This window comes from Rossellomorea vietnamensis NBRC 101237, from assembly GCF_001591825.1.
GTDB classification, from domain to species: Bacteria; Bacillota; Bacilli; order Bacillales; family Bacillaceae_B; genus Rossellomorea; species Rossellomorea vietnamensis.
In genome coordinates, this window is the sequence record NZ_BCVQ01000011.1 from 33,540 (window position 1) to 49,766 (window position 16,227).

At 43.6% G+C, this 16,227-nt stretch carries 16 protein-coding genes; 4 read left to right on the forward strand and 12 right to left on the reverse strand.

Annotation, left to right across the window (positions count from 1 at the left end; genetic code table 11):
- Nucleotides 1-20: 20 nt before the first annotated feature.
- The 3 genes from BVI01S_RS22155 to BVI01S_RS08215 all read right to left on the reverse strand — a co-directional run bounded on the left by BVI01S_RS22155 (nt 21) and on the right by BVI01S_RS08215 (nt 4,221).
- Nucleotides 21-332 (reverse strand): CotD family spore coat protein, encoded by a 312-nt coding sequence (locus BVI01S_RS22155; protein ID WP_079534565.1) that lies wholly within the window; start codon nt 330-332, stop codon nt 21-23.
- 309 nt (nt 333-641) lie between these two features.
- Nucleotides 642-1,934: a ribonuclease H-like domain-containing protein gene (locus tag BVI01S_RS08210; protein WP_082804697.1), complete on the reverse strand. Its 1,293-nt coding sequence runs from the start codon at nt 1,932-1,934 to the stop codon at nt 642-644.
- Nucleotides 1,935-1,956: 22 nt separating this feature from the next.
- Nucleotides 1,957-4,221: a DEAD/DEAH box helicase gene (locus BVI01S_RS08215; protein WP_061809852.1), complete on the reverse strand. Its 2,265-nt coding sequence runs from the start codon at nt 4,219-4,221 to the stop codon at nt 1,957-1,959.
- Between the two features lie 211 nt (nt 4,222-4,432).
- Here BVI01S_RS08215 and BVI01S_RS08220 point away from each other — a divergent pair, with 211 nt between their 5' ends.
- Nucleotides 4,433-4,882 carry an Hsp20/alpha crystallin family protein gene (locus BVI01S_RS08220; protein ID WP_061809853.1) on the forward strand — a complete coding sequence of 150 codons (450 nt, stop codon included), beginning with the start codon at nt 4,433-4,435 and terminating at the stop codon, nt 4,880-4,882.
- Nucleotides 4,883-4,919: 37 nt separating this feature from the next.
- On the opposite strand, the gene BVI01S_RS08225 is transcribed toward BVI01S_RS08220, so the two are convergent.
- The gene (locus tag BVI01S_RS08225) at nt 4,920-5,417 is read right to left on the reverse strand and encodes a YppG family protein (RefSeq protein WP_051758238.1); all 498 of its coding nucleotides are present in this window, start codon (nt 5,415-5,417) and stop codon (nt 4,920-4,922) included.
- A 209-nt stretch (nt 5,418-5,626) separates the two neighbouring features.
- Between BVI01S_RS08225 and yppF the strand changes: the two genes are divergently transcribed.
- Nucleotides 5,627-5,809 carry a YppF family protein gene (yppF, locus tag BVI01S_RS08230; protein WP_034758464.1) on the forward strand — a complete coding sequence of 61 codons (183 nt, stop codon included), beginning with the start codon at nt 5,627-5,629 and terminating at the stop codon, nt 5,807-5,809.
- 27 nt (nt 5,810-5,836) lie between these two features.
- Here yppF and BVI01S_RS08235 read toward each other — a convergent pair whose 3' ends face one another.
- The 3 genes from BVI01S_RS08235 to BVI01S_RS08245 form a co-directional block, all read right to left on the reverse strand.
- Entirely contained in the window at nt 5,837-6,193 is a 357-nt protein-coding gene (locus BVI01S_RS08235) for a YppE family protein (protein WP_034758461.1), read from the reverse strand.
- Between the two features lie 70 nt (nt 6,194-6,263).
- Nucleotides 6,264-6,518, reverse strand: a complete 255-nt coding sequence (locus tag BVI01S_RS08240; RefSeq protein WP_034758458.1) for a hypothetical protein — start codon at nt 6,516-6,518, stop codon at nt 6,264-6,266.
- 327 nt (nt 6,519-6,845) lie between these two features.
- The gene (locus BVI01S_RS08245) at nt 6,846-7,883 is read right to left on the reverse strand and encodes a DUF2515 family protein (protein ID WP_079534573.1); all 1,038 of its coding nucleotides are present in this window, start codon (nt 7,881-7,883) and stop codon (nt 6,846-6,848) included.
- Between the two features lie 115 nt (nt 7,884-7,998).
- Between BVI01S_RS08245 and recU the strand changes: the two genes are divergently transcribed.
- Both recU and BVI01S_RS08255 read left to right on the forward strand, forming a co-directional pair.
- Nucleotides 7,999-8,607 (forward strand): Holliday junction resolvase RecU, encoded by a 609-nt coding sequence (recU, locus tag BVI01S_RS08250; protein ID WP_061809854.1) that lies wholly within the window; start codon nt 7,999-8,001, stop codon nt 8,605-8,607.
- 104 nt (nt 8,608-8,711) lie between these two features.
- Complete coding sequence (locus BVI01S_RS08255; RefSeq protein ID WP_061809855.1) at nt 8,712-11,450, forward strand: transglycosylase domain-containing protein; 2,739 nt, start codon at nt 8,712-8,714, stop codon at nt 11,448-11,450.
- Nucleotides 11,451-11,483: 33 nt separating this feature from the next.
- Here BVI01S_RS08255 and BVI01S_RS08260 read toward each other — a convergent pair whose 3' ends face one another.
- From BVI01S_RS08260 to BVI01S_RS08280, 5 genes are all read right to left on the reverse strand, one after another.
- On the reverse strand, nt 11,484-11,999 hold the full coding sequence (locus BVI01S_RS08260; protein WP_061809856.1) for a YpoC family protein: 516 nt from the start codon (nt 11,997-11,999) through the stop codon (nt 11,484-11,486).
- Nucleotides 11,996-12,652, reverse strand: a complete 657-nt coding sequence (gene nth, locus BVI01S_RS08265; protein ID WP_034758449.1) for an endonuclease III — start codon at nt 12,650-12,652, stop codon at nt 11,996-11,998. Before nth ends, BVI01S_RS08260 begins: the two co-directional genes overlap by 4 nt.
- Nucleotides 12,653-12,740: 88 nt before the next feature.
- Complete coding sequence (locus BVI01S_RS08270; RefSeq protein ID WP_034758446.1) at nt 12,741-13,451, reverse strand: DnaD domain-containing protein; 711 nt, start codon at nt 13,449-13,451, stop codon at nt 12,741-12,743.
- A 138-nt stretch (nt 13,452-13,589) separates the two neighbouring features.
- A complete protein-coding gene (asnS, locus tag BVI01S_RS08275) occupies nt 13,590-14,882 on the reverse strand; it encodes an asparagine--tRNA ligase (protein ID WP_142396221.1) in 1,293 nt (430 codons plus the stop codon).
- A gap of 142 nt (nt 14,883-15,024) precedes the next feature.
- On the reverse strand, nt 15,025-16,215 hold the full coding sequence (locus BVI01S_RS08280; protein WP_061809857.1) for a pyridoxal phosphate-dependent aminotransferase: 1,191 nt from the start codon (nt 16,213-16,215) through the stop codon (nt 15,025-15,027).
- Nucleotides 16,216-16,227: the final 12 nt, after the last annotated feature.

Genomic DNA, 16,227 nt, shown 5'->3' on the forward strand with positions numbered 1-16,227 from the left:
CCTCTGATATCATGATGATATTATCTTCCCATACCGTATGGTCCGAATGGCGGTCTTGGACGAGGTCCGAATCCCGGGCCTCCCGGTCCTACTGGGCCTCCTGGGCCTCCTGGTCCCCCACCACAATTAAACTGTTGGTGAGACACACTGTCTACTTGAGATTGAGTGTGAGGGAAATAATGTTTATGTTGATACATGACATTATTCACATTGGTTGTGTGTGTCGGGTGAATATGAGGCACCTCATAGGTAGTCATGTTGTGATTCACACAACATTTCGTCGGGTGCATAACTGCAGGAAGCACTTGATTAGGTCTTGGTCTACAATACATCGTAACGCTCTCCTTTCATCTCTTAGTGATTACACTTATAGCCTATGAAACGAAGAGGGTACATGTACTAATGCAAATACCTATTTTTAGGAGTTATTTGCGAATACTTACATCAAGCTATATAAACTTTGTGAATAATTGGTAAAAACAAAGGCTGTTAAACCAATGACGACAAAGAACAAAATTAAGATGGCACGGTTCACTTTCATCATTCCTTTTTTCATAAAAAATTTTCAACACAATTAATTATTTTACATCTACTTTAGAAAATTCTCAATATAAAAATAAGAAGATGGAACCACTTTCACTCTATAAATTTTCCTCTTCGCCCCTTCGGGTAACAAAACCTATATTTTTATCTATTTTATTCTCGATTCTCGCCTTGCGGTGATTCAGATTTCCTACTATTTTGAGGTGCTTCCCCTTTGCTTCCCTTGTATGTTCCGTCAGGGTCAGAAGGCGGTTGCACATCTCCAGAGCACGCTGCAGGTCCTTTGTTTTGTGCTCATATAATTTGGCCAATTCCAACAGGACCACTTTCCGTATGGGAACAGGTGCATTTTCATGGATGCCCTCCCACAACTCAATCGCCTTTTGTTCCTGTTTTTCTTTTTTATATTGAAGGGCAAGCTGGTGTACTGCCTTAAAGTTCGGCTCTCCGTTCTCTTTAATGATTTCCTCGTAGCGTTCCTTGGCTATTTTCCTGTTACCCGTATACTCAAGCCATCTGCCGACTTCGAACCGTTCATGCCCTGTCGCATTGTCATGGACGTTCAAGAGCTGGAACGTCAGATGTGAATAAAGCGTGATGAGGGATAAGATATCCAGCTCGTTGTGGGTCAAGACCTTGAAGATCCCTTCAGGATCTCTACGCTCGATATAGTCGAAATAAATCATGGGCGCAAGGTATCCGGGCACATCATCAATCCTGTTAAACCCAAGGATGTTCCGTTCAACGTTCATGAGCTTGACGGAGTCCAATTTATGCTTAAAGAGTCTTCTGGAACCGTGATAAAGGTCAAAATGCCCAAATCCAGGCAGTTTCGGTACATGATCCTTAATGAGGGTATGCCTTGTCTTGACCTGGGGCCAATCAAAGGCTTTCCCATTGTACGTCACCAGGGTATTGTAATCCACATTGCTCAAGAAGCTGTGGTATAAAGGGATTTCGCTTCCCGGCTGCGGAAGGAAGTGCTGCGTGACGATCACTTCTTTATCCGTTACCCTTCCATGTCCCAAAAGGAAGATGGTATTTCCCACCCCTCCGCCAAGTCCTGTCGTTTCCGTATCGAAAAAAAACATATCTTCATGACTAAGACCTTTGGAAGACAGGGGATGGTCCCCCGTAAACCCCTGCCATGCATCAACGGCTTTTATAAAATCCTTAAAGGTGTAATCCCCATGTTGGTGATGAATGGGATAACGCTTTTCCTTTACCAGGCAGTAATCATCATCAATATAATACGCAGTCGTTCCATTTTCTTTCCATAGATCCCAAAAGGGGAGATCTGCTGAATGGTCTGCAGGTCGACCTGCAGGCTCCCCTTCTTCTTCCCGGATAATATGCTTTTTCATTCTGGTTAATTTATTTTTCAATGACATATCGGTTTCCTCCTTCCATTTTTCATTGAAGGAATTGACGAAGAAGTTTCAAAGAGTCAAGTTTCGCCGAATCCATAGAATGCTCCATCCCGATACAGGACGGACAGCCGCTTTGGCATGGGCATCGCTCAATCATGGAAGTCGCCTCATCAAGAATCCTCTCTATCTGTTCATATACCTTTTCACTGAGCCCGATGCCGCCAGGATACCGGTCGTAAATAAAGATGGTCGGCAGCTCATTATGGGCAGCCTTGATTTGTGGAACCACAAAAATATCGCTCGGGTCGCACATGACAAATAATGGGATGATCGATTTCAAGCTTTGGGAAGCCCCGATAAGCCCCTCTTCAAGTCTTTCCTGGCTGAAAGATTCTGCGTCTTTTAATGAAATCCAGCTGGAACTTGTATGGAGCTCCTCTTCAGGTAGATGAATCGGACCTGATCCGATATTTTCATGGGTATCAAATTTAATTTTCTTGAAAATCGTGGCCATCGCTTGAACGGTCACATCCCCGAATGCAACTTCGAACATGTCTGACTCTCTCATTTTGTCTGTTTCGAGTACCCTTAATTGGACGGCCAGATTGGCGTCCGTAAAATAATCCACGTCCACTTCCCTTACGAATGCCTTCTTTTCTTCCCAGTCCAGCTTCTCAACTTGAAACTGTACACCTTGATGTAAATAGATCGCTTCATCATGAAGTAAAGTCATGGCTGAGAAACGGTCCATTTCCCCGATGACCTTCACGGCTGAAATATCGGTTTGATCGATGATGATGACATTTTCCTGTGACGCCGAACGAAGACTGATGTTATGCGCAGGGAAAACATCGTTCATCCAATACCACTTGTCACCATTTTTATGAACGACCCGCTCTTCTACGAGAAATTCCAGTATATCTTCCATTTCATGACTGCCAAATTGCTCCCCTTCCCTGAAGGGCAACTCATAAGCAGCACACTTGATATGATCGATGAGAATGATTAAATTATCAGGATTGATCCGCGCGGTTTCAGGAGTCTGCTCAAAGAAATAATCCGGGTGTTCGATGATGAATTGATCCAGCGGACTTGAGCTCGCCACCATGATGACCAGGGACTCACCATGTCTTCTCCCCGCCCTTCCTGCCTGCTGCCAGGCACTTGCGATCGTGCCGGGATATCCCGTCATGATACATACTTGCAATTGGCCGATATCGACACCCAGTTCAAGGGCATTTGTACTGACAACCCCATATATGTCACCCTGCCTCAAGCCTCTTTCAATTTCTCTTCGCTGGGTGGGGAGATACCCTCCCCGGTAGCCCCTGATCGATTTCGCACCTAATTGACTTTTCACCAACTCTTGTAAATAGGTTAGAATGATCTCCACCCGTACTCTACTTCTCGCGAATATGATGGTTTGCACTTTATTTTTCAATAGCTCGCCAGCGATTCTCCTCACCTCGAGGGTTGCACTGCGACGGATATTGAGGGGTTTATTGACGATGGGGGGATTGTAGAAAACGAAATGTTTTTTTGCACTTGGCGCCCCGTTATTGTCGATTAAATTCATTTCCGTTCCTGTCAATTGCTCCGCCAGTTCTTTTGGATTGGCGATCGTTGCCGATGTACAGATGAATACAGGTGAAGCTCCGTAGAATTCACAAATGCGTTTCAGTCTTCTGATCACATTGCTGACATGGGATCCAAACACCCCTCTATATATATGAAGTTCATCAATAATGACGTATTTCAGGTTCTCAAAGAGGGACACCCATTTCGTATGGTGAGGAAGGATCGCCGAATGCAGCATATCAGGATTTGTAATGACGATATGTCCGGCCTTCCTCACCTTTTGACGGATATTTGCAGCTGTGTCCCCGTCGTATGTATAGCTGTTGATGGAAACCTCGGCCTCTGAGATGATTTCGTTCAGCTCACTCTTCTGGTCCTGGGCAAGTGCCTTCGTAGGGAAGATATACAATGCCCGGGAATCCGGCTGATCCAGAATGGTTTGAAGCACAGGAAGATTGTAGCAAAGGGTTTTACCAGAAGCGGTTGGTGTGACGGCTGTGAAACTTTTCCCTTCCATGGCAAGCTGGAAAGCGGAACTTTGATGGGTATAAAGCCGTTCCACCCCTCTCATGTGCAACGCTTTTTTAATTCTTTCATCTATTTCAAATGGCAAGTCTACCAATTGAGCAGGCTTTTCATCAATGGTATGCCATTGAACAATCTGTTTATTGAAATCAGGATCTTTCTTAAAATATTCGATCAACTGCTGAAGGTTGTTCCTCTTAAACATCTCTATCACCTCTCCTACTCATTTTACCGAATCTATGTTCGAAACTAAAGTAAAAAAACCACCTTTCCATATTCATCCTTTTCCAAAAGGGAATGAGACGAGCGAAAAGACACTCTATCTTTTTTCTTATTGGTTGTATAGGACAAATGCACATTTATGTGGGTGTGGCATAGGCTAGTATGAATACGTTTCCCGTGAAAGGAGCATACCCATGTCCAAGGATTCAAACAAAGGCGGTTTTGGTGACCTGATGCATTCCATGAATGAATTCTTCCATGAAAGACCGATGAAAGGCATGTTACAAAGTATCGATGAATTCTTCACATCTTCTGCCAACCCATTTGGCTCATTCCCCGTTGAATTGAGTGAGGCCGACGATCATTATCTCGTCACTGCGGAACTTCCCGGTGTAAACCGAGAGCAAATACAACTCGATGTGTTTCCTCAGTACATCACGATTTCTGTGACCCATAAGGAAATATATTCAGAAGAAAATGAAAAACACCAGACAATCAGAAGAAAGCAATCCATGAGAAAAAGCAGCAGGACCGTATCCTTTCCAAGAACCGTTAACGAAAAGAATGTGAAAGCTTCCTATAAAGATGGTTTATTATCAGTAAAAGTGAACAAGGAATCAGGAAAGCGGATACAAATTGAATAAAAGAGAAAGGAGCTGCGTGAATGCAGCTCCTTTCTCTTTAGAATTTAAATATCCCGCCTAAGCCTTTTACAAGAGATGAAACTTGATTGATGGCGCCCATCATCTGTCCAGTCGTATTCATCATTTTGTTGAAATCCAACGATCCGTCCTGGGATTTAAAGGAGTTCATGATGCCGCTTACCCCTCCTGAAGAAGGTTTCGCCATAAAAGACGCTTTCGGGTAGGGATTCGCGTAGGACTGCTGTTCCATCGCTTTCATTTGATATGGATTATATTCTTTGTGCTGAAGAGGATTTTCAAAATATGGATTCATTTGCTGAGGCTGATTCATCTGCTGATATTGATTCATCTGACTCGAGGGTCCTGAATAAGGTCCATCCGGCTGTGGTAAATAATTGGGTTGATAAGGTCCATAATTCGGCGGTCTCATCCCCTGCGTCGGATAGTTCACCATCGGACCCATATTCTGAGGCTGTAAATGGTGATATGGGTATGGCTGAAATCGCATCTGTCTCGAATAAGGTGAAGAATTCATACTTAGCCCCCCTACATTTAGTGGTTACTATATTTTATGTATGAATGGAAAAATGGTGAAAGAACCCATAAAGATTTTTCGACAACCCTGAGAAGAATGTCGGAAGTTACACTATTCTTACAACTTAAAGAAAGGGTTTTCTATGATAGGATGAAGATAGAAAGAGCTATGATCATTCATAAGAAATATGTGTATTGGGAGGAATCAAGATGGACCTTAACGAATTGCTGAAAAGATATGAAAGCAGTAAACAGTATCAAGCAACCGACCAACAAGAACTTCTTACACTGGCAAAAAAACTTTATATTTCGAATGAAATCTCCTTTCATCACTACAAAGGATTAGCGAAGCAGATCAATACAATAGAAGAAAATGCGATTTTAACTCCATAAGAAAGAGGCTGCCAATACGGCAGCCTCTTATTTTCCTTTCAGTTCATCGAGTTCGGTACCGAGAACGTACGAAACAGATTGGAAGTGACTGATGAACCGGTTGTAACTGGACTCAGGAAAAAAACAGTGGACCGATAACATTTCTATATTATCGAACGTATTGAGAATCTGAGGTAAATGGATGTGCTTCGGCTTCGTATCTTTGATCCAACCCAGGGACAGGTCTTTCCATCGGTCATTCTTTTCTTTCACTTCGTCCGCAAACGGCTTCACTTCAGTATAAAAGTCCCCTTTTTCACCTGACTCGCGCCTGCTTTTATATTCACTAATCATCTTCTCGGACAGGACGAGAAGTTCTTCCGTCACTTGTATCAATTCTTTCAAAAAAAGCCCTCCATGAAAAATCTAGAAAAAAAATAAAAGTAGCACCATGCTACTTTCTTATAAAATCAGTTTAAGACGTCTTAAAGGATAATTCAAGTTTTTGTAAGACATAGGACTTTTCTCTATTCTTCATAAGAACCGTTTTAGATCCGGTCTTTCTTTCCAATGAACTTAATTGACTGTCCATTTTCTGTATTTGATCGGATAGGGTGCCAAGTCCTTCTTCCTCTTCGACTGAGATTCGGTCATGCAGGCTCTGTTCCAACTGATTGAGGCTTTCTTCGATTTCAGCTAACTTTAACATAATATCTTGTTTTGGAAGCATGTGAATCCTCCCACCTTTTTTTTGGATTAATACAGTAATTCTCCGTCCTTTTTCCTTTCCCTCCCTCCCTGACAAAACTAGAAGCGTTTCGCCAAAGAAAGTGCAAATAGGACATTCCTACAGGATGTTTCGACACCTCCTGAATAAAAGGAACCAAAACTCAAAATACTATGGGTGGAGGTGTTACTCAATGAAAAATCCAAAAAACAAACAAAACAAAGCAAACCAAGCCGAAACCAAAGCATCCAAAGGCAACCCTAAACTAGAGGGCGAAAACAGACCTTCGACCTAAGAAGTTATACTATTAAAAAGAAGATGCGGACACTTTCAAAATGTTCGCATCTTCTTTTTCTTTCGACCGAGCCATATCCACTTGAAAAACTTCTTGGTGACTGCCATTTTCTGCAGTTGCCGCTGCTTATGGAAAAACCACTTTGTCATGATGACGTCTTCAGGAAGTTCCTGCTTTTCATACCAGTTCCCCTCAATGATTTTGTCGACGGACCAGTCCGAGTGATGAGCCCAATTATGGGTTATTGGACCGTATGCCTTTTCAAGATCAGGTGTATTCGTATCAGGTACTCCACGGCAGTATTTCTCGTAATCCGTCCTGGTACCTGTATGCTCGACCTTTAAAGCAAACTCAAGAAAGAGACTATGGTAATCAGGGTGAAATAATAGTTCAAATAAGAGGTTACCCAACTTGATTCTATTTTCAACTTTTCTGAAACCATGTACACTCGCACCATAAAGGTCTCCATGTAAAGTCGGGAAAAGGACGGAACTGAAATGCAGGTGATCTTCTATAAAGAAGAGCGACGTGCCAAACACCTTTTTCTTGTACAGCCCATGCTCGATGACCGGTCCCTGGATAAGATGCTGTTCATTTATGATGAGTGACTGGACCAATCGCCTTTCATCCCTCTCCTCCCAGAACCGGTTCCATTCCTCTTCCATAAAATGCGAAATGTGAAAGTTTTGAAAGAGATGAAACATTTTCTTCTTATATAACGTCGAATAATGATAGAGAAGGAGTTGAGGGAATGCATCCTGAAAGATGCTCCAATTCGCCCTTTCATATGTCATAAACAGAAGATCGCATGTCTTATGACTCAAGAGGTCGGGAAAGATATCCCCCTTTAAATCGGTCATATTCCATCCTGCATTCCTTGATACCATAGAGGCCAGGAAAGACCATTTGATCTCAGGATGAAGGAGAAAAAATGTTTGATAAGCTTTTGTGCGTGATATATTATCCTGATTGTATTCATACACCAGATGATTTACATCGTGTATCCATTCTTTTGTACGTTTAGGTTCAGGTAAATAGGGTAAAAAGCGATAAGTATTGCTGAATTTATCCATCCTTCCTATCCCACCTCCCCATCTAATCCTAGAATGAGGAGATTTGTAAACAATTATTCACACAAAATGGAGTGGTTTCTGTTATGATATAGATTAGTCTGCGAGGTGAATTACCATGAAATTCCATTATCCCAATGGAAAGAAATATGTGGAAGCGACATTACCCTCAAAAAAACCAAAGGCAAAACCGAAACAAGTATCGTACAGCAATAGAGGGATGACACTGGAAGAAGATATCAACGAAACCAATCAATATTATTTGACGTTTCAAAAAGCGGTGATTCACAAAAAACCCACCCCGGTTCAAATTGTGGATGTTCACTATCCTTCAAGGAGTGCCGCAGTCATAAAGGAAGCGTACTTTAAACAGCCGTCAACGACAGACTATAACGGGGTCTTCAAAGGAAGATACATTGACTTTGAAGCGAAGGAAACGAAAAATAAGACGTCCTTCCCCCTTCAAAATTTTCATGAACACCAGATTCTTCACATGGAGTCGGTCCATAAGCAGGAAGGCATCACTTTCGTACTAATAAGGTTCTCCCTCTCAGAAGAGGTATTCCTACTCCCCTACGAGGCACTGCGTGTTTACTGGGACCGCATGGCAGATGGCGGGAGAAAATCAATCAAGCGGGAGGAAATGGAAGAGAAAGGGTTCTCCATTCCACTGGGACTCCATCCCAGGGTCGATTATTTAAAAATAGTCCATCAGTTATATTTTTAGTTTATGAAAAATGAGTTAATCTATATTTTATCTCATTATGAGTAGTATATTTTTAATCTTAGACAATACTAAAAACAGAGAAGACCTGAAAGTGAGGAAACAATATGGCTGGTCAATATAAGTCAAGGGAAGAAAAACGCCTGGCCCAACAGAAGTCTAAATCCCCTAAGGGCAAGAAAAAAGGCTCTATGGTTAAGCGCGTCATTATATCATTATTTATTATCGGGATCATCGGGATGCTCGCGGGTGCAGGGTTATTTGCCTATTACGCATCAAGCGCACCAAAGCTTGACGAAAAATTGCTGAAGGATCCGATCGCATCCGAGATTTATGATATGAACGGAGACCTGATCACGACTGTAGGAAAAGAAAAACGGGAGTACGCAAACTTCGACGACATCCCTCAGGTCATGCAGGACGCCGTCATTGCAACGGAGGATAACCGCTTCTACAAGCATAACGGTATCGATCTCATCCGTTTAGGTGGTGCAGTCATTGCCAATGTGACAGGAGGATTCGGTTCAGAAGGTGCTTCGACGATCACCCAGCAAGTCATCAAGGGCTCCTTTTTAAGCCCTGAGAAAACCTTGAAGAGAAAAGCTCAGGAAGCGTGGCTTGCGCTGAAACTTGAGCAGGAATATACAAAAGAAGAAATCTTTGAAATGTACTTCAATAAGGTCTATATGTCCGACGGAATCAATGGGATGGCGACAGCTGCTGATCATTATTACGGTAAGGACATCAAGGATATCAAACTGCACGAAGCAGCTATGATTGCGGGGCTTCCTCAAAGCCCGAACAATTATAACCCTCTTAAGCACCCTGAAAGTGCAGAGAAAAGACGTAATATCGTTCTGTCATTAATGGCTCAGCACGGTAAAATTACGGAAAAAGAAAAGAAAGCCGCACAAGCTGTCCCGATTACAAAAGGACTGGTATCGGCTGAAGATGTGGAAAAGAAAAACGGAGATAAGTATCCTGCATTTGTCGATGCGGTGATAGATGAAGTTCAAAAGATGGGAGATTACAACCTATTTTCCGATGGCTTAAAAGTCTATACAACCGTCGACCCGGATGCCCAAACACGATTGGAAGAAATCCTGGCAGGTGAAAACACGAGTTTCAACTATCCTGAAAATGCCGAAGAGCCGATGCAGGCCGGTGTGACCCTCATGGATACGAAAACAGGGGAAATCAGGGCCATTGGTGGCGGAAGGGAACAAGATCCCGAGGTCAAGCGTGGTTTCAACTACGCCATTGACTCCAAACGTCAGCCGGGATCGACTATCAAGCCATTGCTTGACTACGCTCCTGCCATCGAACATTTAAAATGGTCAACCTACCATATTTTAAAAGATGAGCCTTATGAATATTCAAACGGTACGGAAATCAACAACTACGACGGTCAATTCAAAGGGCCGATCACCATCCGTGAAGGACTGTGGGATTCCCGGAATATCACAGCTTTAAAAGCCTTCCAGGCAGTAGGAGCTGAGAAGGCGGCCGATTTCGTCAATGGCCTGGGACTGAAGTTCGACCATTACTATGAATCAGCTTCCATTGGAGGGGTTTCACCTGGTGTAAACTCCGTACAAATGGCCGGTGCGTATGGTGCATTCGGTAATGAAGGTGTTTATAATAAGCCTCACACCGTAACGAAAATCGTCCTGCGCGATGGAGAAACAGAAATTAAGAATGAGAACAAACCAGAACCGGCGATGAAGGAATACACGGCTTATATGGTTTCCGATATGCTGAAAAGCGTCATCGATCACCCGCAAGGGACGGGTAAATTCGCTAAAGTGCCCGGGTTACCGATGGCAGGTAAATCAGGTACGACCAACTATTCCCAAGAAGAGCGGGATAAATATGGCATCGCAAAATCAGGTGCACCTGATTCATGGTTTGTAGGATACACGACCAATTACACGGCAGCCGTTTGGACTGGATACAAGACTCAATCCATTCCACTGTCCCCTACTGATCGCCATGTCGCTCAATATATCGTAAGTGACTTGATGAGCTATGTTCATGATGGAGTCGATACAGCTGACTTCAAAAAGCCTGACAGCGTAGTGGAATCGAAAGTGGAAATGGGAAGCGATCCTGCGAGACTGCCAAGCGAATATACACCTGATGACAGAATCATCACAGAACTATTCGTGAAGGGAACGGAACCTTCCAAAGTTTCCAAGGAATTCGATAAAATCGATGCCCCTTCCAAACTGAAAGGGAAATTTAATAAGAAGGATAAAACCATCACCCTTGCATGGGATTACGGTAAAGAAAAAGACGTACAGTTCGAAGTTTCCGTATCCATCAATGGTGAAGCGAAACAAGTCTTGACGACTACAGATAAAAAAGGATTAAATGTCGAAAACATTCAGTCCGAAGGTACCTTCACCTTTGAAGTTGTAGCCATTTCAGGTGATCAACGAAGTAACCCTGCATCCGTAAACGTAGAAGTTAAAGGGGATAAAAAGGATGAAGGAAAGCCCGAAGATGACAATGAAGGCAACAACGACAATGGTCAAGGAAACGGAAATGACCAAGGCAATGGCAATGGTAACGGTCAAGGAAACGGAAATGATGATAACTCCGGCAATGACGGCGGTACTCCAGGTAACGAGGATGGTACCACTCCCCCACCTGAAGGAGACGGGACCGGAGACGGAGGAACAGGCGGTGCGGGTGACACTGGAACCGGTGATGGCGGAACGACCGGTGACGGCACAGGCGGAACTGGAACCGGAGATGATACAGGGGCCGGAACCGGAAACGGAACCGGTGATGGCACTGGTACACCTGCTACTCAATCAGAACCTAGAAGAAATCAAGAATAAAAATAAGGCAACGAGAGATTTTCTCTCGTTGCCTTATTTATTTGCCCATTGATTCAAAGCCTGATACTTGGCATATTGCTTATGCTGTTCTTCAAAAAGCTGGGACAGCTGAATAAACGAGTGATAGAGTGCCGGATTATTTCTGATGAAGGTTAAACGTTCAATGATATTAACAGGCTTTAAGGAAAAGTATTCAATTGATGACTGCCAATTCTCCAACCTGACCGGATGCTTATTGCTCCAATACAAAAGCACATAAAACCTGGAGATACTTTTTCTCATTGACTCCGATATGCCTTTTGAGCGGCCTTTGAATAGCACGTTAAGATACTCCTCTTCTTTTTTCCACTCCATGAGGATGTCTTTTACCCATGACCCTTGAACCAGCCAAGGCGGGGAATCAGCACCCCTCCCATTGTAATAAAGGAGTTCATATGCGAAAAATGGTTCACAAGGTTTAACGTGATTCTCATCGATCTTTACTAAATCCCCCGAAAAGAAAAAAGGATCTCGCAATTCTTTCGGAATAGGGAATACGGTATCACTCATATGCGGCCCTTTTTCTTTAATCTTTTCTGACCTTCCCTGCACAGGTCTACCAGGGGACAAACCTCACATTGAGGAGATTGCGCCTTACAATGATACCTACCGAAAAAAATCAACCGGTGATGGGTGTCGGACCACTCTTCTCTCGGAATTTTTTTCATTAATGTTTTTTCCACTTCCAATACGCTGTCTTTCCACCTGCAGATTCCCAACCTTTTACTGACGCGTTCCACATGGGTGTCGACTGCTAAGGCTGGTTCTCCAAAGGCAACGGAAACGACGACGTTTGCCGTCTTCCTGCCCACGCCGGGAAGCTTCACTAATTCCTCATGTCTTTTCGGCACTTCTCCCCCATACTCAGTAAGGAGGATTTCACATAGTTTGCGGATATTTTTAGCTTTATTACGATATAGACCGATAGAGCGTATATCCTGTTGGACTTCCTCCAATGAGGCCTCCAGATAGTCCTCAGGTTTTTTATATTTCTCAAATAAACCTTTTGTCACTTTATTCACCAGGACATCCGTACACTGCGCTGATAGAAGGACTGCTATGACGAGTTCAAAGGGATTGTCATGACGGAGTTCACAATGTGCATCGGGGAACATCTTTCTCATTTCATCGAGACAAATATGTATTTGTTTTTTATTTAACATGTTTCCTGCTACCTCCAACCCAAGGAATGAATTGTATCAAAAAAAGAGACCAACCCAAAAATGTGAGAGTCAGTCCCCTTTCATTGTTTTATTGCTCAAGCCAATTATAGAATGGTACTGATTTTCGCTTTGGAGAAGAAGCTGGTTCATTCGAAGCAGCCGGTTTTTGGTGGGACCTGAAGCGCTGGCTTTGACTTCGTGCATCTTCAATGGTCTTCACACCATTTTTCTTCCATTCAAAAAGGATTCGATCGATGTATCTGAAGTTCAGCTTCCCTGAAATGACCGCTTCCCTCAATGCCGCTTTAATGATAATGGCATTGTGATCATCCTGATCCAGCCACATGGCCAGGGTCTCACATTCTAATGGAGAAAGAGGGCGCCCGAATTCTTGTTCGAATGTCGTATAGATATCCGCTTCTTCTTCCATCGATTGCTGCATTTGTTTCATTTTCGAATCCTGGATGACGAATTCCGCCATCTTTTCCCATAGTGGATTAAGAGAATACTTCTCAAATAGGATCCCATCTGCTGATGAACCTTCTTCAATCGATAAAAATCGTTGTTGAATGAGCTTTCGTAATAGGGATGAACAAAATTCACTGGAAATGCTCATGGGACTGGAAAGCTCTTCCGGTGTGGGAAAATAGTTTCCCTTTTCCAAGTGCCCGTAAATATGCAAAAGCAGGACAAATTCTGATTCATTTAAACCCAGTGTATGGTAATTTGATAATAATAATTGCGGGATGTTCAGTGTCCCCTCTTCGATCCAGGACACCATTAATTGTTTATAATCCATATTCAGTACACCTCACTCATTAGTATATCATGATTCAATATATGTGGACATGGTTATGGATTAGAAGAAAGTTGGAAAAACAAAAGAACCGGCAGGGATTGCGTGTAAGCAATCCAGCCAGCTCTAAGGTCAGTGTAATTAAGGATACAGACGGTTGAGTAGACGTGGGAATGGGATGGTTTCCCTTACGTGTTCTACTCCGCTGATCCAGGCTACTGTTCGTTCAAGTCCAAGTCCGAAGCCGGAGTGAGGGACTGATCCATATTCCCTTAATTCCAGATACCACTTGTATGCGTCTGTAGCGAGTTCATGCTCTTCGATACGCGCTTTCATCAGCTCTGCATCGTGGATACGCTCTGAACCACCGATAATTTCCCCATACCCTTCAGGAGCAATCAGGTCAGCACATAATACCACATCATCACGATCCGGATCCGGCTGCATATAGAATGGTTTTAGTGAAGTCGGATAATGGGTGATGAACACAGGCTTATCGTAACTTTCAGCAATGGCCGTCTCGTGCGGAGCACCAAAGTCATCTCCCCACTCGATATCATCAAAGCCTTTTTCATGCAATAATTTCAGGGCATCATCATATGTGATACGCGGGAACGGAGCTTTGATCTGCTCAAGTTTAGACACGTCTCTTCCAAGGCGGTCCAATTCAAGCTTGCAGTTATCCAGTACGGATTGAACGATATAAGAAACGTACTGCTCCTGAACTTCAAGGTTGTCCTTGAAATCATAGAAAGCCATTTCTGGCTCGATCATCCAGAATTCGATCAGATGACGACGTGTTTTAGACTTCTCCGCCCTGAATGTAGGGCCGAATGAGAATACTTTCCCTAATGCCATGGCTGCCGCTTCCATATAAAGCTGACCGCTTTGGGAAAGGTATGCGTCTTCTTCAAAATATTTAGTGGCAAATAATTCAGTCGTTCCTTCCGGTGCACTTCCAGTGAGGATCGGTGGATCCACCTTGACGAATCCTTCTTGATTGAAGAATTCGTATGTAGCACGGATGATCTCGTTCCGCACTTTCATCACGGCATGCTGCTTGCGGGAACGAAGCCAAAGGTGACGATGGTCCATCAGGAATTCAGTTCCATGCTCCTTCGGTGTGATGGGATAATCCACGGCTTCGTGGATCACTTCCACGCTCTTCACCTGCAGCTCATATCCAAATGGTGAACGGGAATCTTCTGAAACCGTTCCTGTTACATATAGAGACGTTTCTTGAGTCAATGATTTTGCTTTTTGAAAGATTTCTTCTTCCACTTCACTTTTGACGACAACACCTTGAATGAAGCCAGTACCGTCACGAAGCTGAAGAAAGGCAATTTTTCCACTTGAACGTTTGTTGGCAAGCCATGCTCCGATGGTTACTTCTTCACCAACGAACTTACTTACTTGAGATATAGTAGTTTTCACGATTTTTTCCCTCCAAAAAAACTAAGACGCTTATGTATCGTTATTTATTATACATTTACCATTATCCCGTCGCAATAGATAGAGCGAAACGGGATGAGTTTAAGGAAAAAGCAGACCGGTATACGGTCTGCGAATCCCTTCATTATCTGCTTTTATCCTCAACAAATTTCTGCATGCGCCCGATCGCTTCTTCAAGGGCATCGAGGCTTGTGGCATATGAAAGGCGGATATTGTTTTCCGACCCGAATCCTGAACCTGGGATGACGGCCACCTTCGCCTCTTCAAGGAGGGCCTTCGTGAATTCATCAACAGTGTGATAGCCTGTTTTCTTTGCGGCTTCCAACACATTCGGGAATAGATAGAAAGCACCTTGAGGTTTCAAACAATGGAACCCTGGAATACGGTTCAATTTATCAAACACAATGTTTAAGCGCTCTTCGAATGCCTCCCTCATATCCTCTACAGGCTTCTGGTCCCCCATGTAAGCTGCAACCGTCCCGTATTGTGAGGTCGTAGTGGGGTTGGAAGTTGAGTGGCTGGCAAGATTGGTCATCGCTTTGATGACGGATTCGTTTCCTGCCGCATACCCGATTCTCCATCCCGTCATGGAGTGTGATTTAGAGACTCCATTGATCACAATGGTTTGTTCTTTCAATTCCGGGGACAATTCTGCGATGGACGTATGGGTGTTCCCACCATAAACCAGCTTCTCATATATTTCATCAGACACGATCATGATGCCCTTTTCCAAGCACACTTCGCCGATGGCCTGAAGCTCTTCACGGGAATACAGCATACCTGTAGGGTTGCTTGGTGTGTTGAGTATGACTGCCTTCGTTTTCGAAGTGACTGACTCTTCCAGCTGTTTGGGGGTGATTTTATACTCATTCTCTTCTTTTCCTTCGACAATGACAGGAGTCCCACCGGCCAGCTTCACCTGTTCAGGATAGCTTACCCAGTATGGTGTAGGGATGATGACTTCATCCCCTTCATTTAATAAAACTTGAAATAATGTATATAGGGCGTGCTTTGCCCCGCTTGTCACTATGAGCTCGGATGGTTTGTAGGTCAGGTGCTGATCGGTTTCAAACTTATGGATGATCGCTTCTTTCAGTTTGGCCATCCCACCAGACGGGGTATATTTCGTATGACCTTCCTTCATGGACTCATAGGCGGCCTTGATGATATGTTCCGGTGTATTGAAGTCGGGTTCTCCGGCACCCAAACCGATGACATCGATACCCTGTGACTTCATTTCCTTCGCTTTAGCCGTGATTGCTAATGTCGTGGATGGTGTTAATGCACTGACTCTATCAGCTAACGTGAATTTCATTTGTCCTCTTCC